Here is a 22,425-nt window from a genome sequence, read left to right as displayed (position 1 = left end):
TTATTTCAAGAAAATTGTTAATAAAAAATAACATTTAAATTTAGCCTATCCACAATCTCAAACAACGTTGACGCTAAAAAAGCCTTGCTTTATGCAGGGCTTTTTTCGTCTTTATTTATGTCTTGGGAATTTTTTGTGCTTTAGCATCTTGCTTCCCACAATATCTGAATTATAATTATTTGCTTTAAAATTTAAATGGTCATGAAGATCTCTTCCAATACGCAACAACTTCGGTATCCAAAAATTTTAGATGTTGCCCTTAAAGGAATTTAAAGATATGTATTAGGAAATAGGACGCTTAGAATTTATCTGTACATTTTTCACCATAACTTATTTAAAATACGCACTTTAATCTAATTGAACTAAATATAATAACGATGAATAGGACGTCCTACGTTTCCATATTGTATATCTACTTTTAATAGTTTCTGCTTTTCTAAAAAGTCTAGATAGCGTCTAGCTGTAACACGTGCTGTACCTATATAAGCTGATACCTCCTCCGCTGATACTGCCTCGCCACTTTTTTTTATATATGCAAGTACCTTATCTAAGGTAGCTCGATTAAACCCTTTGGGGAGTTCTTCTATAAGAATGGCATCCATTCCTGTTGTTTCTACTACAATTTGTTCAGGAAGACGTTGTTGCATTAAATGATCGACATCATGCTGAGTTAAATCTTGCATGCCGCTTATTTTCCTTCTATAGCTTTGATAATTTTTTAAAGTCTGCTCAATCCGCTCAAACGTAAAGGGCTTCATAATATAATCATAGACACCTAAGTGTAATATTCGCTGCACAGTGGGCATATCATTCGCAGCTGTTACAGCAATAACATCAACATGAAGATGCTCTTCTCGTATTTTCCCTAACGTAATAATGCCATCCTGCTCTGGCATAAAAATGTCCATAAAGACAAGCTCTGGGGTTAATTGTTTAATTTTTTGAATTCCCTCAATTCCATTGCTAGCATAGCCAACTAATGAAAAACCTTTGATTTGTTCAATAAATTGTCTGTTCACTTCTCGTACCATTGGATCATCTTCAATCAATAAGACATTTATTACATCCATCTATACTTCTCCTAACTCAAATAAAATTAAGAAACTGGTTCCTTTCATAAATTCACTTGTTACTTCAATATCTCCATTGCCTTTTCTTACAATTTCATAGACTAAATGCAAGCCAATGCCTCGATTTTCACTAGCCTTTGACGAAAATCCATTTTCAAACATACGCTCCTGCACCTCTTTGGTCATGCCAATCCCGTTATCGGTAACTGCAATCGCTAAGACGCCATCATGCTCGTCTACAGAGATGGCTACATATTTATCTTCCTTAGAAAGTACATTTAAAGCCTCAAAAGCATTTTCAATTAAATTGCCAAACAACACAACAAAATCATGATGATCTAATAGAGGTGGAAAGCGTTTAAAATGACTTTTCCGATCAATTTCAACCTCGATACCCAGTTCTTTTCCATAACTTACTTTACTTAATAACAAACCTGAAATATTTTCATTATGAAAGCGTTCATTTAAAAACTTCGTCAATGAGGCTTCATTTTCAGTAGTAACAGTAACATATTCAAGTGCTTGCTTTGTATGTCCCAATTGCAGTAGTCCCGCAATCGTATGAATCTTATTTTTATGCTCATGGGTTTGTACACGTAATGCTTGAACAAAGGCCTTTACACCTGTTACTTCCTCCGCAAGCTTTTTCACAGCTGTTAAATCTTTAAACATAGCAACTGCACCAACTAGCTCTCCATTCACAATAATAGGTACACGATTACTTAAGATACTATGATGATTAATGTAAAGCTCTTGATCATAAACAGGTGTTGCTGTTTCAACAATTTCAGGCAGACGGGTATCAGGCAAAACGTCATAAATCTTTTGTCCAATACAGTCCTCTATTTTCCTAGTAACACCTAAAATATCGGCCGCTTTTTCATTAAAAATGGTGATATTCATTTCCTTATCTACCGCTATTATTCCCTCATGCATAGCATTAAAGGTTTCTGTTCTTTCCACATACATTTTTGCAATTTCATGGGGTTCAAGCCCAAACATTTGTTTTTTTATATGTCGTCCTAGTGTATAGGCACCGAAAATACTGAAAATCAGTGATATAACAATAGTTATCATAATTTCTCGCTCATAACTTTGTAACATTTCCAGAAAATCTGGTAATGAATAGCCAACGACTACAATGCCCACTTGTTCCCTTTTATCATTAATAATTGGCACGAAAGCCCGTATCATAACACCCGATTCTCCACGTGCCTTTGATACATAATAATGTTCACTAAATGCGGCGTTTAAATCCTGGGACTCACTGCGTTTTCCTATTTCCTTACTTACTGGGTGTGATAGTTTAATACGCTCCATATTCATTACAACAATATACTCGGCCTTATGAATCACTCTAATGCCATCTACAATTTTATTAATATTTTTTGCTGATTCTTTTATATTGGCATTTTCCAGATGTACACTAAGCTCTGGTACATTTGATACAGTTCTTGCCACAAGCATTGCTCGCTGTCCAAAATCTTTTTCCTGTTCAGATAATAGGTTACCGAGTAAAAAAATACCACCTAGTAAAAAGGAGAGTGCAATGATTAAAAATGTCACTAACAGTATTTTGCCGTTCACAGGCATTTTCATCATTAAAAAATTCCTTCCTTTCAAATTTGCATTCTCGTAATCAGTGGCACACATATTTAGTTTTAAGATTATCTGCAAAAAAATCTTTTGACAACATATTTAGTCTATCTAAGTAGCAGAAAATATTGAATTTAATGAACAATATTATAAACTGATAATTTAAAAAGAACTTAATTATCACTCTATGTTTTTGTATTATAACAATAATTAATTAACTATAGCGTACCATAACAGAGATAGTTATTGATATTACTATATTTATATGTAAATGTAAGTAAATGTACTTAATGAACGATATGTTTCTTATTTTCTAAATCTCTTTTTTAAAGAAATATTCGCTATGATACTTTTAGTGAAAGCGATATCAAAGAGAAAATTTAGAAAAGAGGTAGCAAAAAATGAAGTTACTGAAAAATTTGACTGTTCAGGTTATAGTGGCTATCATACTTGGGATTATTGTCGGAGCCATTTTCCCCGAGTTCGGTGCCAGCTTGAAAATCTTAGCAGATTTATTCATCAAATTAATTAAAATGTTAATTGCTCCTATTATTTTCCTAACAGTTGTTATTGGAATCGGCAGTATGGGAGATATGAAAAAGGTCGGGAAAATCGGAGGTAAGGCATTGCTTTACTTCGAAATAGTTTCCACAATTGCATTAGCAATCGGAATTGCTGTTGCTTTAATCGTAAGTCCTGGTACAGGCTTGGATACATCAGGTGCATCTGATGCTGATATTTCAAAATATACAACTGCTGCAGCTGAATCTGAGCAAGGCTTGGGTGCCTTCATTTCTAGTATTATTCCAGAAAATGTAGTTGGTGCATTGGCAACTGGTCAATTATTACCAGTCCTATTCTCTGCTGTTTTATTTGGCTTAGCAGCTGCCTCAATCGGTGCACCCGCAAAACCAGTCATCACATTCTTTGAGCAAGTAGCAGAGATATTCTTCAAGATCGTAAGTATGGTTATGAAAATATCACCAATCGGAGCTTTTGGTGCAATGGCCTATACAATTGGAAATTTTGGTTTAAAATCTTTAGGTAATCTAGGTTTATTAATGGCTGCCGTATATATAACAATGTTTTTATTTGTTGTCTTTATTTTAGGTGCCATTGCAAAGTTCTTTGGATTCAACATTTTTAAATTTATCGCTTATATCAAAGATGAGATTTTCTTAGTAATTGGGACTTCCTCTTCTGAATCAGCACTGCCATCTATGATGCGAAAGCTTGAGAACTATGGTTGCTCGAAGCAGGTTGTAGGTTTAGTCGTTCCTACCGGGTACTCCTTCAATCTAGATGGGACTTCCATCTACCTGTCCATGGCTGCATTGTTTATCGCACAAGCATATGGAATGGAACTAACTTGGATTCAAATCATTACACTGCTCGGAATTTTAATGATTACTTCTAAAGGTGCAGCAGGTGTAACAGGCTCAGGATTTATTACATTAGCAGCAACTTTGGCTGCCTTCCCAATGATACCAGTGGAAGGAATAGCGCTGTTAATCGGTGTAGATCGCTTTATGTCTGAGGCTCGAGCTGTTACAAATTTAATTGGTAATGGCGTAGCTTGTGTTGTCGTGTCAAAATCTGAAAAAGAGTTTGACACAGCTATGGAAGAACGTGCACTTCAGGGAAAGACCACTATATCTTCCTAAGAAAAATGGTAGAAATGATAGCCATCTCTGTTTCACTATACTCATTATCATTCGAGTAAAAGCTATGTCCTTATGGATTGATGCTGACAACAAACAATTAGCTTACACTATCACCCAAAATAAAATGTTTACACTCTAGTAAAAAAGTGAAAGTTAATAGTAAGAGGTGATAGTGAATGAATGATAAAAAACAGGCAAAAACACGTAATACGAATAACCCTGATGTATTGGATACAGATAAAGAAAGCATTTTTGATAAACACGAGGACATGAAAACAGTAGATCCAATACCTGTCGAAGAATTGAATGAAAAAGTGAAAGATGAACAACATAAAACCAAAACGAAGGATTCCTCTGCAACAGATAAGCGCTATCCATAATGTCAACGCTGCAAAAATGAATAAATATAAAAAGTCGACCTAATTCATAATTATGGGTCGACTTTTTTATATACTATTTGTTAAAGGGGGTAAATCATGAGTAAAATACCAATTATGAAAACGGAAAGGTTACTATTGAGACCTATTACACATGGGGATTTAGAAGCAATGTATGACTACTCTTCCAGTGAAAATGTGGCGCGTTATGTGACATGGCAAGCACACACGAGCTTAGAGGATACAAAGGCTTTTATGGCATTAATTTTTAATGGCTATCAGCAAGGTAATTTGATGTTATGGGGTATTGAATATGCAGGCACAATTATTGGAACGATTGATTTTGTGACGATTAATGACACCCATAAATACGCGGAAATTGGCTATGTGCTTTCTGAGGATTTTTGGAATAAGGGGTTCACAACAGAAGCAACAAAAAAACTCATTGACTTCGGTTTTAATGAATTAGATTTAGTACGTATCCAAGCACGATGCTTTGAAGAAAACATTGGCTCACAAAAGGTTATGGAGAAGTCAGGTATGCAGTTTGAAGGGTTATTACGGAAAAGTATGCTTGTTAAGGGACAATACCAACATGTAAAAATGTACGCTATCACTGATGATGATTATAGGAACCTCTAGAAAATAAAGCCTTGCTACGATTTGCAAGGCTTTATCATTACAACCATCTTTCCAAACAGTATATCTTCTTAGCTGTGGCATCTATCCTTACTCGTTTGCCTATCGCAATTGGATGCATAGGATGTGTATGACAAATATCCACCTCTGCTAATATAGGAATCTTTATTCCATCCAACTGTTCAAGTAGAATATGATATGGCTGTCGACCCGTTCCTAAATCATCGTAGCATTCATGTTTCCCCAAAATAATCCCACTAACTTTGTTAAAGACACCATGCAATTTTAGCATTGCAAAATTCTTTTCAACAACAGCAGCATTTTTTAAGCAGTCCTCCACTAATAAAATATCACCTTCCACAATTTTAGGGAAATACGGCGTACCAATAAATCCATACATGGCATTGGCATTCCCGCCAATTAACCTTCCTTCAGCAACCCCATCCTGAATCGCTAACCATTCATTCTTCTTGAGTTTTTTATCCACTGTCTTCTCTAGCCAATTAACAGGTTCATCCGACCAATAAGAAGGCATTGGAATTTCGTATGGTAATGCTTGAGGCTTAAAGAAATAATGCTCAAAAAATTTGAAGGTATCATTTACTAATGGTTCAAACTCACCAAAGGAAGGTACGAGGGCTGGACCATAAAAAGTTGAGATTCCCGTCTTTGCATAAAGTGCCAGTAGAACGGCCGTTGCATCCGAATAACCTACGACCATTTTGGGATGTTGACGAAAAGCCTCATAATCAATATAAGGTAGCATGCTATTAGCATTGGTGCCCCCTATCGTAGACATAATCATATCCACATTTGGATTACGTAATAACTCATTCAATTCTTCTGCTCTTTCTTTTGGCGAACCTGAACGATAATAATCAGTTTTACCAGTTAAAGAACCTGTCACTATTTGAAAATTTTTATTCTCGAGAAATGCTTTAGCACGTTCATATCGTTCCAAAGCCGTCACCGTTGCTGGGGAGGACGGGGAATAAATGCCGATGTTTATTTTTGAAGTCATACGGTAGTTCCTTTCCCAATCAATAGTTTTGACATGTAGTATTCATTAATATATTGTCCATCTACATACAGCGAAGCCCGCTTCGTTCCTTCGATATCAAAGCCCATTTTCTTATACAAAGCAACACCAGCCTCATTATTTTCCATGACGGTTAATTCTAGACGATGTACACCATTCACTATTGCCCAATTTTCTACGTGTTGAAATAAAGCTGTTCCAATTTTTCTTCCTCTATAGTCACTATGTATGCCTATGACAAGATAAGCACGGTGAGCAATTCTTGACGGCTCATTGCCTTGTACAATTAAGTACGCCACAACCTGCTCATCCATTTCAGCTATGAACAAAGCTGAGTGGTGACTATGATATAACTTGTCTATATACTCTCCAAATGGCTTAGGTGCTAAATTGCGCTCACCTGGTCCAAATAACATAAAATTTGATGCCTCTGCATTTGCCATAACAGCTATAATTCGTTCACTGTCATGTCGGGTTGCTTCTCGTATGATCATGTTGAACACGCTCTCCTTCTAAAATATAGTCACTTCAATGCTCAATTCTTTTGTATTGTTTGTTCAACCAACTCTACTTTTAAAACTTGTACACTACTACTTGGAGCAATTACACGTATCTCATCACCCAGTGTTAGTTTTGCTGGAATTCTCATACTTTTCTTCGTCCCTTCTAGTAGGTTTGAATTTTAGCTACTAGTTTTTCATCTCTAAAATGGAGTGTCTCAGTATCTATGAGTGTGTATGCTTGTAATGTGGGATGATTTTCTATCCAGCGATCAAATGCCCACCTTCTCTCTTGATTATTATAATGGGGACAATAGGTACCTGATAATAACCCTAAGCCATTCCATTCCTCAAAACCATCATATGTATTTTCACTATAGCATTTTTCAAACCAACACATTGCCCCAGCACTGATGCCAGCTAATATAATTCCTTTTTGATAAGCTTCCTTTAACAATTCATCAAAACCATATTCTCGCCACTTTTCAAGAAGATATCCTGTATTCCCTCCACCCACATAGATAATATGCTGCGCTAGTACTTTTTCTCGAATGCTTCTATCATGCATATCTTTTTGCAAGATATGGGTTGCATCACAATGATGGAATGCTGCATAAAACTTCTCGATATACCCTTGTGCATCATTACTTGCTGTGGGAATAAAACAAATTTTAACTCGTTCATTTTTCTGCGTTTGTCGTAAAATGTACTCATCGATAAATGAAGGGTTCTGCTGAGAAAACCCACCACCTGATAGGGCGATGATTTGTCTTATCGATTCATTATTTTTACTTAATTCATAGACAGCTTGTTCCTGCCCAAATCTTTCTAACATCTGTACATTCTTCATTCCTAATTTTTCGAGCAAGCGACATGATGCCTTGTTCGCTGTTTGTGTTTCTGCCACAATAGATTCTATATTCAGATAATTCAAACCATCCTGAATTACCTGCGTGAGCACTTCAAAAGCTAACCCCTTCCCCCAAAACTGAGGTAAAAATTGATAGGAAAGCTCATATAACTCCTTATCATGGTATTCATCGATCGAGACAAGACCTATAAATTCACCTGTCTCCTTTAAAGTAATATATAAATATGTATTAGGGAATGGCGCTTCTAGCATGCCTTTAAAAGATGCTTCTATATAGCTGTTTGATGGAACACCACCGAGATAAGTTCGAACTTGTTTATTAGAGTAGAGTTTTTGTATATCTGTAAAATGCTCTGGTTGTAATTGTTCGATTACACAATTAGTTGACATGATTTTCATTACATCTAGCCCCCTTCTTTATGTCAAAGTTTAATCGAACTCTCTCGATGAAATCAAATATTTTTTCCAATTTTTATTAAAAATAGAATAAAAAGTAGTGACCAGCATGAATTGCTGTATCACTACCTGCATTATTGCCCGTATTGTTCAAGTAATCGTTGCGTGTTGGTCGATTGTTCGAGTACCTTTTTCTCTTTTGCCCAATAAACCAAATATTGTGCATCATCCACACGAAAAACCATTTGCTGTAACTCTTCATCAAGTTCAGAACTAATAGCCACTTTTAATATTTCTACCTCATAAAGAGGCTTATCCTTCATTTTATAAACGATATGATATACAGGCTTTTCTTCAAAAATAGTTCTTTCCTTTTTGGAAAGCTTCCTTACATGACTTAAAGGATATTTCTCAATAAAGTCTTGTGCTTCATCGCCTGTAGTATGAAATAGTGATTGATCTCCTTGGAATAATTCAATGTCGTCAATTTCTGTGGCATGATCTAGAACAAAAGAAATTGCTTCATCTTCACTTTTTTCTCTATTTTGCATAATAAAAGCACCAATTAATAAAATACCAGCGAATATAATAAGTCTCCATCTGCGTTTCGTCATTTGCTCTTACCCGTTCAAGGCCTTTTTAACAAAGCGATTTATATCAACATCAGCGCCTATAACAAGCATAATATCTCCTAATAAAATCTTGTCACTCGCCTGTGGAGATACGATAATATCAGCCCCACGCTTAATTCCTACAATATTGATGCCATATTTAGCGCGAATATCTAAATCCATAATGGAATAGCCAGCAATCGCATCATTAGCCTTTAATTCCATAATGGAGTGTTCATCTGATAGCTCTAAATAATCTAGAACAGTATTCGACAACATATTATTAGCAATACGAATACCCATATCTCGCTCAGGATGGACGACAAAATCTGCGCCAATTTTACGTAAAACCTTTTCATGGTAATCGTTTTGAGCTTTTACTGTAATTTGCTCAACACCAATTTCCTTTAAAATGATTGTTGTTAATATACTTGCTTGAATATCTTCCCCAATTGCTACAATCACGTGCTCAAAATTACGAATACCTAATGAATTCAACACCGATTCATCGGTTGAATCTGCAATAACAGCTTGTGTAGCAATGGAAGCAAACTCATCTACACGCTCTGAAGAATGATCAATGGCCATTACCTGTGCGCCCTGACTCATTAATTCACGAACAATACTGCCTCCAAAACGTCCAAGCCCTATGACTGCAAACTCTTTTTTCATCATAAAAATCCCTCCGAAAACTACTATACCACCATTGTAGCCTATTCTCTGCGATATGTATTGTCAAAACAAGAGCCAATTCGTCAATGGTGGACAACAAAAAAGACGAGGACCTTAATCCCCGTCTTCAACATATTATTATTCTGCGTTACGCATCTCATCTAGCACACGGTTTACACGCTTTTCTAGCATTTTCATACCACTACCACCAGCTTGCATATGACGCAGCTGACCATCTTTATCGAACACAAAATATGCTGGAACATATTGGTTTTCAAAAGCATCTGTTAGCTTCATTTCACTATCTACAAAGATTGGTTGCACAATATCATGCTCTGCTGCTACTGCTTTAATTGTGTCTAAATCAGTATCTGCCTCAGAACGTGGCATATGTACTGCTACAACGTTTAATTCATCTTTATATTGATCGCGGAAATTGTTCACATCTGGCATTGCTTCTTTACATAAATGACAGCTTACTGACCAGAAGTGGATTAATGTTGGTTTTTTGCCTACTAATTCTGCTTTCGTTACTTCACCATTTAACCAAGTCGTTGCGCCAACTAATTCAGGCATTTGTTCACGAAGTTTCATAAAAATCCTCCTCTAAAAGATCGTTTGTCTTCAAATATTTAGATAACGGTATAAAAACTCTTTCCCAAAACAAAAATTCAGTTAAAAGTCCCCACAAACTTGTCGTGGGGACTTTTAATTTTTCGCATAATCCTCTATTTAAATTATAGAGTTGCTTGGCCTGGACGCCAGTTAGCTGGGCAAAGACCACCAGTTTGTAGTGCTTGAAGTACACGTAGTGTTTCATCAACATCACGGCCGATGTTGTTATCAAATACTGTTTGGTATTTTAATTCGCCTTCTGGGTTGATGATGAATAAACCACGTAACGCGATACCTTCTTCTTCAATTAATACACCATATTCTTTAGATACTTGATGGTTTGTATCAGCTGCTAATGGGTATTTTAATTCACCAAGACCATTTTGCGTACGGTCTGTGTTAATCCATGCTAAGTGTGTATGGATTGTGTCAGTAGAAACACCGATTACTTCTGCATCTAAGTCTTCGAACTCGTCATAACGATCGCTCATTGCAGTGATTTCAGTTGGACATACAAATGTAAAGTCCATTGGGTAGAAGAAAAGAACTGTCCATTTATCTTGTGCTTTAATATCTTCTAGTGATACTTTACCAAATGATTTGTCTGAAAGTACTGCTTCCATTGTAAAGTCAGGTGCTTGTTTACCTACCATGCGTTCTGCCATAATAAATCCCTCCGAATAAATATGTAGTTTATATATTCCATTCGCACTAGCGAACTCGTCTTCTACGATAGCAGAGTAACCGCAGTTTTTCAAACAAGTAAACTCCGCCCGTTTGGATGATTGAAATGGATTGACAAAAATTCGTCAAATCCATAACTGGAATTATTGCTACTGTCTATCTACAAGCTATTTTTGACAATAATATTCTACACTATTCAAAATTTTTCTCACTTTCATTTATACCCCATTTTTCAACTTTTTATAGCTATTTTTTTCACGAAAAACGATTGCAAATTTTTTATTATTATGTATAATTGTAATGGTTTTAGTAAACTAAAAGTTTCGTTAAAGTAAACTTCATATTTCAAAAGTTTATCATTGCTAAACTTCTCTTAGGAGGGAAAAGATGCAAATAGGAGCAAAAATTAAAGCGCTTCGTTTAAAAAAAGGTCTTACCCAAGAGGAACTTGGAGAACGTACAGATTTAAGTAAAGGTTATATTTCCCAATTAGAACGTGATCTAAACTCACCTTCAATTGAAACATTATTTTCAATATTAGAAGTTTTAGGGTCGAGACCCAAAGACTTTTTTGATGATGAATCACCTGAACAGAAGGTTGTTTATACAGAGGAAGATCAATCTACCTATACAGATGAAGAAAAAAAATATGAAATTCAATGGCTGATTCCTACTTCAAATGAAAAAGAAATGGAACCCATTTTCTTAACCTTTGCTGCAGATGGCGAGTTCAAACAGTTTGAGCCTTCGCTCTCTGAAACATTTATTTATGTGGTTAAAGGGCGTATTCGTCTCGTATTAGGGAATGAACAGTATATCGCAAGTGAAGGCAATGCACTTTACTATGACGCGACAGACCATCATCAGATTTTTAATGCACATGATGATGAAACAAAAATTTTACTTGTCGCAACAGATTCTTATTTATAGCTTAAGGAGGCGCATCCATGACAACCAATTCAATTATCCGCTTTGAAAATGTTTCAAAGTCATATAGCGACGGTACCGTCGTTTTAAAAAATATCAATTTGGAGCTTGAAAAAGGGAAGTTTTATACACTCCTTGGTCCATCAGGTTGTGGTAAAACAACCATTTTACGAATTATTGCAGGATTTACAGAACCTACAACAGGAAATGTATTTTTCCATGATAAAAAGATTAATGCAGTTCCTGCCAATGAACGTCAAGTAAATACTGTTTTTCAGGATTATGCGCTGTTCCCTCATTTAAATGTGTTTGAAAATGTCGCATTTGGCCTACGTATTAAAAAGCTTCCTGAAAAGGACATAAAAGAGCGTGTAGCTGAAGCCTTAAAGTTTGTCAATTTAGCAGGCTATGGTAACCGCGAAATATCTGAAATGTCTGGTGGACAACGACAACGTGTCGCGATTGCACGTGCCATTGTCAATGACCCTGAAGTAATTTTACTGGATGAGCCACTTTCAGCTTTAGACTTAAAGCTACGTACAGAAATGCAATATGAGCTACGTGAATTACAGCAACGTCTTGGCAAAACATTTGTTTTTGTTACACATGATCAAGAAGAAGCACTTGCTATGAGTGATGAAATTTTTGTCTTAAGTGAAGGCCAAATTCAGCAGTCAGGTACACCCGTGGATATTTATGATGAACCGATTAACCGCTTCGTTGCTGACTTTATAGGTGAATCCAATATTGTACCTGGCGTGATGATTGAGGATTTCAAGGTTGAATTTGCTGGCAAAGTTTTCGAATGTGTCGACCAAGGGATGAAGCAAAATGAAAAAATAGATATTGTCATTCGTCCAGAAGATTTAGAAATGACAACAATTGATAAAGGCAAACTTGTGGTAAAAGTGGATACACAATTATTCCGAGGGGTACATTATGAATTATCCACATACGATAAAGATGGTAATGAGTGGCTAGTCCATTCATTGAAGAAAGCAGAAGTAGGGACTGAGATTGGCTTAGACTTTGATCCTGAGGCAATTCACGTAATGCGCTTAAACGAAACAGAGGAAGAGTTTGATAAACGATTAGAATCGTATGGAGACGATGAAGATGCAAACTAAAACATCGAAATCAGCGTTATTTCCATATGTGTTATGGATTGCCTTTTTCGTTATCGCGCCAATTGCACTCGTTGTTTATTATTCCCTGCTTGATTTACATGGCAACTTTACGCTCGATAACTACAAAGCGTTCTTCTCTTCTGTTTACTTAAAGATGACTTTGAGCTCGTTTTGGTATGCATTTTTAATTACATTCTTTACACTATTAATTTCATACCCAACTGCCTATTTTTTAACGAAGACCAAGCATAAACAACTTTGGCTTCTACTTATTATTATTCCTTCATGGATTAATCTTTTGTTAAAAACATATGCCTTTATCGGCATCTTTGGGTTATACGGGCCTATTAATGCATTTATCGAAGTATTTGGCTTCGATCCAAAGCAAATGCTCTTTACTGATATTAGCTTTGTCTTTGTGTCGGTCTATATTTTTATTCCATTTATGATTTTACCGATCTTCAATTCTTTAGATCGTTTAAACCCAACGCTCATTTATGCAGCACGGGATTTGGGTGCTTCGGCTTTTACAACCTTCCGCCGTGTTGTTTTACCATTGACAATGGATGGCGTTAAATCTGGTATTCAAGTTGTCTTTATCCCTGCCCTATCCCTGTTCATGATTACTCGCTTAATTGCAGGGAACCGTGTCATTACTCTAGGCACAGCGATTGAACAGCAATTCCTTGTGACGCAAAACTGGGGTATGGGTTCCACTATTGCTGTATTCTTAATTTTATTCATGGTGATTATCATGCTAATTACGGGACAAAAGGATAAAGGAGGTCGCGTACGATGAACAAACTATCTGCTTCAGCCAAAGTCTATTTAACAATTGTTTTTATCGTTCTCTATGCTCCAATTTTCTATTTAATCTTTTACTCGTTTAATAGTGGCGGCTCCATGAATAATTTTGAATCCTTTACTTTGGAGCATTATCAAGCTGTTTTTGAAGATTCGCGTCTTCTTGTTATATTAATAAATACGGTCATCGTGGCATTACTTTCTGCTCTCATTTCTACTATTATTGGTACGCTAGGAGCAATTGGAATTGTGACGGTTAAGGATTCTAAAATGCGTAATACTTTATTATCCTTAAACAATGTCTTAATCGTCAGCCCAGACGTAATTATCGGGGCTAGCTTTTTAATTTTATTTACAATGGTAGGTATTAAACTGGGCTTTGCATCTGTTTTATTAGCACATGTTGCATTTAGTGTACCGATTGTTGTATTAATGGTTTTACCAAAGCTACTAGAAATGAATAACTCATTAATCGATGCAGCATTAGATTTAGGGGCAACGAAAAAGGACGTTATGATGCGTGTCATTCTTCCTTATATTCAGCCAGGGATTTTTGCAGGCTTCTTCCTTGCCCTTACGTATTCATTAGATGATTTTGCCGTGACATTCTTTGTAACAGGTAATGGCTTTAGTACTTTATCCGTAGAAATTTATTCAATGGCCCGCGCAGGAATTTCTCTAACAGTGAATGCAATTTCAGGTTTAGTATTCTTCGTTACGGTTTTAGTTGTTGTTGGTTATTATTTCATGACAAGTCGTACGAGTAAAAGAATGGAGGGGCAACGATGAAGTCACTAATTCAAGCTACCATCGCCATCCTTGTCGTTTCAGCCCTTTTATTCTATGCGGCTGATGCCTTAAGTGCGGGTGGCGGTAAAAGTGGAAAAGACACGTTAACCATCTTTAACTGGGGAGAATATATTGATCCTGATTTGTTAAAAGAATTTGAAAAAGAAACAGGCATTCATGTCATCTATGAAACATTCGATTCCAATGAAGCTATGATGACAAAGATTCAGCAAGGCGGAACAGCCTACGATATTGCTGTCCCTTCTGAATATATGATTGAGAAGATGAAGGAAGAAGAATTATTGATTCCTTTAGATAAAACGAAAATCCCTAATTTTAAAAATATTGATCCTTACTTTTTAGATTTACCATTCGATGCTAACAATAAATATTCTGTCCCTTATTTTTGGGGAACAGTAGGTATTGTCTACAATCCAAGCCTTGTTGGAGACTTAGACTTCTCCTCTTGGGATGATTTATGGGACCCTTCTTTAAAGCGAAAAGTCTTTTTAGTAGATGGTGCGCGCGAAGTCATTGGGATGGGCTTAAACAGTCTTGGCTATTCTCTGAATTCACTAGATGATCAGGAACTTCGTGAAGCTACTGACAAACTAATCACCCTTGCACCAAATGTAAAAGCAATCATTGGAGATGAAATTACACCATTAATGATCAATAATGAAGCAACCGTTGCCCTTACGTGGTCTGGCCAAGCAGCTGACATGATGTATGAAAATGAAGAGTTAGACTTTGCTGTACCTGAGGAAGGCTCAAACTTATGGTTTGATAATATGGTCATCCCAAAGACATCGAAGAATATTGATGGTGCCCACGCCTTTATAAACTTCATGCTAAGTGCTGAATCAGGTGCTCAAAATGCCGATTTTGTAGGCTATTCTACGCCTAATCTTGCAGCTATGGACTTAATGGACGAAGAAGTTGTTTCTGACGAACGCTACTATCCTTCTGAAGAACAACGCGATACATTAGAGGTCTACAAAAACTTAGGACCTGATTATTTAGGGAAATACAACGAATTATTTTTAGAATTTAAAATGGGTATCCGATAATTCAACTAGCGAATTGACTTTTACATCAATTCGCTAGTTTTTTTTCTCTTCTTATTTAACTGACTATTAAATAAGAACATTTTCAATTGACTATTTGCATTATTATATTTAGAAAATATTTTGTCTGAATTTTAATAGATTTTCACATCAGTATTCTTGTGATATTCCTTCTGATGCGCTATAACATCGCTACAATTTATAGCCATGCTTTATGCCATTACAGACAGACTCTCACATTTTTTAATTCTCACTTTATAAGAGAAGTCCATAGATTGTTGTTGCTTTACTAATTTATCCCCATAGCTTCTTTTCCCCTCAATTTTTATGACTAACATCTATTATTTCTTCATGCATAGGTGCGCGGATGAAAACTTTTGTGGAAAACCATTCTAAATATAGAACCAGTACGATAATCTTAACTATTAGCCAAGCAATAATTCTTTATGATAGACTGTACTATATTTGATTACAAAAAGGGGGTTCATTCGATGACCCAGCAGAAGTCCAATAAGGCGGCTTTGTATATTTTAATGTTTAATATGTTTATCGCAATGGGAAGTATTGGCATTATTATTCCTGTCATGCCAGAGTATTTAAAAATATTTGGTGCAGCAGGACAAGTTCTAGGTATGCTAATCGCAACGTTCGCCTTAGCTCAATTCGTATTTTCTCCTATTGCTGGGAATCTTTCAGATCAGTACGGACGAAAAAATTTAATTATTTTCGGTCTTATCGTAACAGGTCTTGCACAAATCGGATTTGGCCTTGCTACAGATGTATGGATGCTCTTTTTAGCACGATTTTTAGGTGGTCTAGGTTCCGCATTTGTTGCACCTCCTATTATGGCTTTTGTCGCTGACGTCACAACCTATGAAGAACGTGGGAAAGGTATGGGGATGTTGGGTGCCGCTATGTCTCTTGGCTTTATGATTGGACCTGGTATTGGTGGCTTTTTAGCAAAGGTAAGCTTACATTTCCCATTTTTCACAGCTGGAGCTGCAGCCATTGTAGCATCTATTTTATCTTACTTTTTATTACCTTCTACCAAACCAAACACTGCGCAACAGAAACAAAAGCAAGACAATCTGGCGAAGCAAATGGCTCGTTCCATACATATGCCTTATTTTGTTATGCTCATAATTATGCTGGTGTTCTCGTTTGGAATTGCAAATTTCCAAACGACATTGTCATTATTTGTGACAGAAAAGTTTAATTACACACCTGTAGATATAGCGATTATATTAGTTGTTGGTGGTGCTTTTGGAGTAGTAGTACAAATGTTTATTATTACACCACTGTTCAATCGTTATGGTGAAATGAAAGTAGTACTAGTAAATTTATTTATTGCATCCGTTGCTATTTTCTTAATATTATTTGTTTCTGGCTTTGCCCTTATTTTAGTTGTAGCAACAATTTTCTCTACAGCAACGACATTAATTCGTCCAGCTGTTAATACACTCATCTCAAAGCTTGCAGAGAAAGAGCAGGGATTTGCTGCGGGCTTGAATAATGCCTATATGAGCCTCGGAAATATGATTGGACCCGCTTTGGCAGGTTTATTATTTGACTGGAATATGAATAGCCCATATATTTTCGGTTCTATCATATTATTAGCCTGTTTCTTCCTTGCGCTCATCTGGACAGTGAAAAAAGCACCTCATTTAATGCATCCCGATACAAAATAGTCTGAAAAATCATTGACTATTTTTAGCAGTATGGTACATTATTGTTGATTCACAAAATTGAATGATTTTAACCACTAGGGGAGTCTTTAAAAGGCTGAGACGTATATGGTAATATACGGACCCTTTGAACCTGATCTAGTTCACACTAGCGGAGGGAAGTGGCGCTACTTGCTGTTGTCACTATATACACGCAAGGCCGCTTCCTATTGTTTAAAGGGGGTGGCCTTTTTATTTTTCCTCACGAACTTTACCAAAAGGAGTGAACTTTATGTCAATTCGTAAATTAACAGTCATGGCTTTATTAGTAGCCGTTGCTGTTGCAGGCTCTACTTTCGTATCCATCCCAACAGGCATCGCACGTGCTTACCCCGTTCAGCATGCGATTAATGTGATAGGAGCCATTATACTTGGGCCTGTACCAACTGTTATAGTTGCCTTTGTCACTGCCATCATTCGTATCCTTACTGGAACAGGCTCTCTACTAGCTATCCCTGGTAGTATCATCGGTGCGGTCTGTGCTGCTCTTGCCTATAAAAATAGCAATAAAATGTGGTTAGCTGGTATCGGAGAGGTTATCGGAACGGGCATTCTGGCTTCACTTATTGCCGTCCCTTATGCAAAATTATTCATGGGAACATCTGTAGCAGCATTCTTCTTCCTACCAGCCTTTTTAACATCAAGTACGATCGGTGCTATTTTAGGTGTAATGGTTGCGAGTAGCTTGCGTAAAACAGAGCTCGTAAAGAGATTTAATTCTTCTCTTTATTAAGAGGTATTGGATTATGAGCATTCATTGAGCTGCGGGCAGTCCAATTTGGAGCGCCTTTCTCCTCCTTATGAGCAAAGAGTCCACTTTGTAGATCATCTTCCCCTCTCTACAAAGGGGATAACTCTCTATTTCAAGCAACATAAAAAAAGCAGTGCAAAACTATTCGAGTTTGCACTGCTTCCTCTATTTAAGATCGTTTTTTCATGCCTTTTAACAACTGTGCTACATTTGTATCTTCTGCTTGTATAGTTTTTTCCTCAACCAGCGGCTCTTTTCTCTTCACATTCGTTAGGAAATTCCAACCAAAGCGTCTTATGGTAATATCAATAAAGAAAAGAAGCATACTTGCTAAGAGTAGCCATGTGGCAATATTTTGCCGATCTGCTCCTTTTGTCGTAAAGTCACGGAAAACATCTTGTGGTTCCTTTAAAACAGTGCCTCCTGTTCGTTTAGTTAACTCTTCTATCAGTTGGTTATTTACAGGGAGTAGTTCGTATTCAGCACTATAAGGAACACTTAGCCCTGCCTGATAAATGGCCTTCTTTTCATCTGCTACACGGAAGAAAATTAATCCAGGTTCAGCTTGTACTACAGCTCGAACTTGGGTTGCGGAAATGGTTTCAAGTTGTGTTTCTAGCTCCTCCCCTGCCTCATTTACCGCTACAATATCTAAAAATGCAGCTTCATTTGTAGGGTCTGTAATCATAAAGGAACCATCTGCTTCCAATCTTACATCATAGGCTACATCATTGTAGCTTGGTAGCATCTGAGAAATAAGTGTTTGCCAAAATGCTCCCCAATTCTGCCATCTTGCCCAATCTCCTGTCCATTTACCCGTTGAATCAGATGTAAAGGCAAATGTTTTACCAAGACCATATTGCCACTGCGCTAACACAGGATCTTCCTTCTCGCTTTCTGCTACAACAGTAGCCCCCTGTTTTGCCGTTGTCCCAATATATGCATTCATTTGTGGGACCCCATTTGCAAACAGCGAGTTCCATCCTGCTGCATTATAAATTGCTGGATAGAATGGATTGTCCTCAATATAGGTGCGGGAAATCATAGCTGTTTCACGAGATAAAATAGACGGAATGGTTTGCTCATCTATGACATCATAGAAACGTCCACTACCCATGTCACTAAGCGCTTCTAATAAGTTCGCATCAGCATCTTGTCCAATCGCTACTGTCGATAAGGTTATACCATTTTCTTTTCCTTCAGTAATTAAATCCTCATAATTCCCTGCCTGTGATTGCCCATCTGTTAAGAGAATAATATGCTTACGTTGGAGCTTTAAATCAGCAAGGTTCTCGTAGGCTTTAGCTAATGAACTATAGATTTCTGTTCCCCCACCAGGTGTTACTGATAAAATAGTATCCACAGCCTCTTCTTTACTGCTAAGAGGCCCTGTCTCTATAATCTCCCAAGGACGATCATCAAAGGCAATGAATCCTAATGTATCCTCGTCTCGCAACATCTCAACAGAACGTGCCGCTGCTTCCTTAGCAAGCTCAAGCTTCGAGCCTTGCATACTGCCAGAACGGTCAAGTACAATCACTAACCCTAAGGAAGGTAATTGCTCTTTGCCCTTAATTTCCATTTCCACTGGCAATAAGGTTTCAATCGGTGTTTTAAAATAGCCGCCTAGACCAAAACTATTTTCTCCACCCACCATTGTAAAACCAACCCCAAAGTTTTTGACTGCTTGCTCAATAACACTCATTTTTGCTTCACCCACTAAATGACCTGGCACATTGTCGAAAATAATAGCATTATATTGCAAATAGCTGGACAGTTCATTTGGTAGACTGTCGGGCGCTACAACATCATAGGCAATGGATTGACTACCAAGTGCTGCTGCGATGGGTGAAGCTGTTTCATAACCATTAACGATTAATAAATGTGGTTCACTTTGAACCATTGTGACACTAGTTAACTTATTGTTTTCAAAAATGGCATCCTGACCAACTTGAACAACGGCTTCATATTTTACAAGTCCTTCAGCTGTTGCTGCATGTTTATAGGTAAACACATTCGTGCCTTCAGTCAGCTCAACTGCCTCTTTATGAATAAGCTCATCATTTTCATATAGTAATAGCTCGCCTTGGCCTGCTGATGTTGCATGTATGTCTGTCACTAATTGTTGTTGCTCTCCAACGTAAGCAACCTGAGGGGATACAAAGCTTTTTAGTGATACATCATTGACAACTGGTTGACTAAAAGGCTTAATATCCACACTAATATTAGAGCCTTTCAACTTCGTAGCAAATTCTAAAGCATCGCCCTTTGTCTCATTACCATCTGTTAATAGCACAAGACGAGTTGCTTTTTTAGGATCTATAATCCCTGAAGCAAGCTGTAGACTTTGTTCTATATTTGTTTGATCGGTAGCTTTAATTTCAGTTAGTTTCGGTACTTCCTTTAATGTTTTAGATAAAATGGCCTCTGTTTGTAAAGTAGAGGAAAATGAATAAATGCCCGCAAGCTGTGGTTCTTTTTTTGATTGGAGGCTCTCCTGTATAAACTGAACCATCTCATCTTCCGTACCATTCATAGAAGCAGAACGGTCTACTAAATAAATAATTTGTTCTTCTTTGATTGGTAATAATAGATATGGACCTGCGAGTGCAAAAACTAAACAGCCTGCTGCCACTATGCGAATAGTAAGTACAACAATATGACTTCTTTTAAGTCGCTGTCGCTCATGAAAGTATGTCCATCCAAAATACAAGAATAATGGAAGGAGTAACAACAATACTAACGGCATATCAATTCGTAAATCCACGACGTCGTTGCACCTCCCACTCTGAAACAAGCAATAGTAAAATAATTACAATTAGCCAAGGCACGAAAGAGGTCATCGACACTTCTTCCTTTCCATTGTCTGAAATATCACCTAATGTAAAACTTGTTCCTTGTTCAATGACACGTTCTTGTGCTTGCAATTGGACAATCAATTGTTTTTCCTCATTATTTGAGCGTACCATATAAATGCCTGGCTGTTTGGGCGCAGTTAGCATCCCCTTCGTAACAGACGAAAGAAACTCGTCTTCTTGCGAATAAACATTCCAGTCTCCTTGCGCTAAAGCAACTGCACGTTGTTCATTGGGTGAAAAAATCCCAAGTGACCCAACTGATTCTGTTAGCTGCTGCTCTGTACTCCATAGAAATAGTGGGAATGATGGATGTAAAGGCCAATCTGTATCAGCAATATCGGCTAAAACAACGATATCTCCTTTTGGGGAGCGTTGGATGAACGGCTCTTCTCCAACAGAAGCAATCGTTTCATAGTCCGCAAAGCCAGGATAAACAGCACTAACATAAACATCCTTTAGTTCACTAAAGGCAAATAATGCATCACTTCTAGTGCTTACCGTCCCATTCGCATCTACTTTTTCTGCATCATCACGACCAAATAATACGAGGGGATTGTCCATCTTTTCCAATAAGGCTGATTGGTTTGTGATTATGGTAGCATCTTGATTGTCAGCTACTTGCAAGGAAGGGACGATTTTTACGCCACTACTAACTGTTTGAAAACCTTTCTGTATCAGTTGATGCAAGCCTTGATCAACAATAATTTTTGACGTAGTCGTTTGTAGTAAAACTGTTTGTTGATTGTCTATGTCATAATCATCATTTGCATCAATAATAGCTGTCATGGATTTTGCTAAAGGCAAATCTTTAAATGTTTTCGTAATGGCTTCATTTGGAGGCACAACGACACTTTCTGCTACCAGCTCCTCACCCTCTGCATTATTCAATGCGAGTGTTACCTTTTGCTCGGTATTTGTATCATTATGGAGTTGTACAAGTGCCAGCGTAGCTTGTCCATCTGTCGTAGCAGCAAAGCGGGTGATAGCGATATTTGTTAAGTCTTTTGTAGCACCTCTTACTAGCCATTTCACAGAATCCTTGTCCATCGGTAATTGCTTTTTATCAAGTGTATCTGTAAAAACATAGATAGAAGTTGGTGTATCGCCCACAAATGCCTGTGCTACATCCAGCGCCTTATTCATTTCAGCAGTTTCATAGGTTATTTGTAAATCTTGAATAGCTTTTTTTATTTCACTCGTGTTTGTTTCTTGCTGTAAAACAGCTTTTGGTGCAGCACCAGTTGTAATTAATGTGACAGGTCGACCATTCAATTCATTCATCAAGTTCAGCATTTCCTGTTTATGAGCGTCAAAGGTTGATTGCTCTTTACCTGCCAGCATTGTGGCTGAAGTATCTACAATAAATATGGTTTGTGCACCAACAATGGTTGATTTTTTTATATAAGGATTCATCAATGCCAAAACAAGTAGCACTAAAGCAAGAAGCTGTAAATATAGTAGGGCATTTTTTTGTAGATGCTTTAAATAAGGCGATACTCGCGTTTCCTGCATAATCTCCGACCAAAAAAGCGTCGAAGAAACTGTTTGATCTGTATATTTTTTTCGAAAGAAATAATAAAGTAGGACAATGACCGGGATGATGGCCGTCCAGCTAAATATAATTTGACTAAAGCCCAATACGGC

The 22,425-nt window shown here is 37.1% G+C and carries 21 protein-coding genes and 1 riboswitch; of the genes, 10 read left to right on the top strand and 11 right to left on the bottom strand.

Translation table 11 applies throughout. The features are described 5' to 3' along the window. Positions 1–362: 362 nt before the first annotated feature. Both L6W14_RS03885 and L6W14_RS03880 read right to left on the bottom strand, forming a co-directional pair. The gene (locus L6W14_RS03885; RefSeq protein WP_048391959.1) at positions 363–1,070 is read right to left on the bottom strand and encodes a response regulator; all 708 of its coding nucleotides are present in this window, start codon (positions 1,068–1,070) and stop codon (positions 363–365) included. After that, complete coding sequence (locus tag L6W14_RS03880; RefSeq protein WP_054549826.1) at positions 1,071–2,672, bottom strand: ATP-binding protein; 1,602 nt, start codon at positions 2,670–2,672, stop codon at positions 1,071–1,073. It abuts the gene before it with no gap. Between the two features lie 395 nt (positions 2,673–3,067). Here L6W14_RS03880 and L6W14_RS03875 point away from each other — a divergent pair, with 395 nt between their 5' ends. From L6W14_RS03875 to L6W14_RS03865, 3 genes are all read left to right on the top strand, one after another. Further along, entirely contained in the window at positions 3,068–4,330 is a 1,263-nt protein-coding gene (locus L6W14_RS03875) for a dicarboxylate/amino acid:cation symporter (RefSeq protein WP_048391960.1), read from the top strand. A 176-nt stretch (positions 4,331–4,506) separates the two neighbouring features. After that, positions 4,507–4,710, top strand: a complete 204-nt coding sequence (locus L6W14_RS03870; RefSeq protein WP_004224696.1) for a hypothetical protein — start codon at positions 4,507–4,509, stop codon at positions 4,708–4,710. A 96-nt stretch (positions 4,711–4,806) separates the two neighbouring features. Then, a complete protein-coding gene (locus tag L6W14_RS03865) occupies positions 4,807–5,349 on the top strand; it encodes a GNAT family N-acetyltransferase (RefSeq protein ID WP_237899496.1) in 543 nt (180 codons plus the stop codon). A gap of 37 nt (positions 5,350–5,386) precedes the next feature. Here L6W14_RS03865 and L6W14_RS03860 read toward each other — a convergent pair whose 3' ends face one another. The 7 genes from L6W14_RS03860 to L6W14_RS03830 all read right to left on the bottom strand — a co-directional run bounded on the left by L6W14_RS03860 (position 5,387) and on the right by L6W14_RS03830 (position 10,715). Then, positions 5,387–6,367 (bottom strand): S66 family peptidase, encoded by a 981-nt coding sequence (locus L6W14_RS03860; RefSeq protein ID WP_131521676.1) that lies wholly within the window; start codon positions 6,365–6,367, stop codon positions 5,387–5,389. Then, positions 6,364–6,879 (bottom strand): GNAT family N-acetyltransferase, encoded by a 516-nt coding sequence (locus tag L6W14_RS03855; protein WP_237899494.1) that lies wholly within the window; start codon positions 6,877–6,879, stop codon positions 6,364–6,366. Before L6W14_RS03855 ends, L6W14_RS03860 begins: the two co-directional genes overlap by 4 nt. 172 nt (positions 6,880–7,051) lie before the next feature. Beyond that, entirely contained in the window at positions 7,052–8,155 is a 1,104-nt protein-coding gene (locus L6W14_RS03850; RefSeq protein ID WP_237899485.1) for a GNAT family N-acetyltransferase, read from the bottom strand. A 131-nt stretch (positions 8,156–8,286) separates the two neighbouring features. Continuing rightward, positions 8,287–8,766: a hypothetical protein gene (locus L6W14_RS03845; protein WP_237899476.1), complete on the bottom strand. Its 480-nt coding sequence runs from the start codon at positions 8,764–8,766 to the stop codon at positions 8,287–8,289. Between the two features lie 6 nt (positions 8,767–8,772). Continuing rightward, complete coding sequence (locus L6W14_RS03840; protein ID WP_004224679.1) at positions 8,773–9,435, bottom strand: potassium channel family protein; 663 nt, start codon at positions 9,433–9,435, stop codon at positions 8,773–8,775. Positions 9,436–9,573: 138 nt separating this feature from the next. Further along, a complete protein-coding gene (locus tag L6W14_RS03835) occupies positions 9,574–10,029 on the bottom strand; it encodes a TlpA family protein disulfide reductase (protein ID WP_004224678.1) in 456 nt (151 codons plus the stop codon). Positions 10,030–10,172: 143 nt separating this feature from the next. Continuing rightward, positions 10,173–10,715: a peroxiredoxin gene (locus tag L6W14_RS03830; protein WP_004224676.1), complete on the bottom strand. Its 543-nt coding sequence runs from the start codon at positions 10,713–10,715 to the stop codon at positions 10,173–10,175. 406 nt (positions 10,716–11,121) lie between these two features. On the opposite strand from L6W14_RS03830, the gene L6W14_RS03825 reads away from it, so the two are divergent. The 7 genes from L6W14_RS03825 to thiW all read left to right on the top strand — a co-directional run bounded on the left by L6W14_RS03825 (position 11,122) and on the right by thiW (position 17,905). After that, complete coding sequence (locus tag L6W14_RS03825) at positions 11,122–11,664, top strand: helix-turn-helix domain-containing protein (RefSeq protein ID WP_004224674.1); 543 nt, start codon at positions 11,122–11,124, stop codon at positions 11,662–11,664. A gap of 17 nt (positions 11,665–11,681) precedes the next feature. Further along, entirely contained in the window at positions 11,682–12,788 is a 1,107-nt protein-coding gene (locus tag L6W14_RS03820) for an ABC transporter ATP-binding protein (protein ID WP_131521681.1), read from the top strand. Continuing rightward, complete coding sequence (locus L6W14_RS03815) at positions 12,778–13,587, top strand: ABC transporter permease (RefSeq protein ID WP_048391965.1); 810 nt, start codon at positions 12,778–12,780, stop codon at positions 13,585–13,587. Before L6W14_RS03820 ends, L6W14_RS03815 begins: the two co-directional genes overlap by 11 nt. Beyond that, positions 13,584–14,381 (top strand): ABC transporter permease, encoded by a 798-nt coding sequence (locus L6W14_RS03810; RefSeq protein WP_237899475.1) that lies wholly within the window; start codon positions 13,584–13,586, stop codon positions 14,379–14,381. The genes L6W14_RS03815 and L6W14_RS03810 overlap by 4 nt, the downstream gene beginning before the upstream one ends. After that, the gene (locus L6W14_RS03805; protein ID WP_131521683.1) at positions 14,378–15,451 is read left to right on the top strand and encodes an ABC transporter substrate-binding protein; all 1,074 of its coding nucleotides are present in this window, start codon (positions 14,378–14,380) and stop codon (positions 15,449–15,451) included. The genes L6W14_RS03810 and L6W14_RS03805 overlap by 4 nt, the downstream gene beginning before the upstream one ends. Before the next feature lie 488 nt (positions 15,452–15,939). After that, on the top strand, positions 15,940–17,136 hold the full coding sequence (locus L6W14_RS03800) for an MFS transporter (protein ID WP_048391968.1): 1,197 nt from the start codon (positions 15,940–15,942) through the stop codon (positions 17,134–17,136). Between the two features lie 66 nt (positions 17,137–17,202). Then, positions 17,203–17,310: riboswitch (TPP riboswitch) on the top strand. A 94-nt stretch (positions 17,311–17,404) separates the two neighbouring features. After that, on the top strand, positions 17,405–17,905 hold the full coding sequence (gene thiW / locus L6W14_RS03795) for an energy coupling factor transporter S component ThiW (RefSeq protein ID WP_237899473.1): 501 nt from the start codon (positions 17,405–17,407) through the stop codon (positions 17,903–17,905). 187 nt (positions 17,906–18,092) lie between these two features. On the opposite strand, the gene L6W14_RS03790 is transcribed toward thiW, so the two are convergent. Together L6W14_RS03790 and L6W14_RS03785 are read right to left on the bottom strand one after the other, a co-directional pair. Continuing rightward, positions 18,093–20,690, bottom strand: coding sequence for a VWA domain-containing protein (locus L6W14_RS03790; protein WP_237899464.1), 2,598 nt, complete (start codon positions 20,688–20,690; stop codon positions 18,093–18,095). Beyond that, the gene (locus L6W14_RS03785; protein WP_237899454.1) at positions 20,674–22,419 is read right to left on the bottom strand and encodes a vWA domain-containing protein; all 1,746 of its coding nucleotides are present in this window, start codon (positions 22,417–22,419) and stop codon (positions 20,674–20,676) included. The genes L6W14_RS03790 and L6W14_RS03785 overlap by 17 nt, the downstream gene beginning before the upstream one ends. Between the last annotated feature and the right edge of the window lie 6 nt (positions 22,420–22,425).

It is taken from the genome of Lysinibacillus sp. ACHW1.5, from assembly GCF_022014815.1.
Classification (GTDB): domain Bacteria; phylum Bacillota; class Bacilli; order Bacillales_A; family Planococcaceae; genus Lysinibacillus; species Lysinibacillus capsici.
Note: the sequence above shows the minus strand (reverse complement) of the source record. Positions and strands in the feature narration are given on the sequence as shown.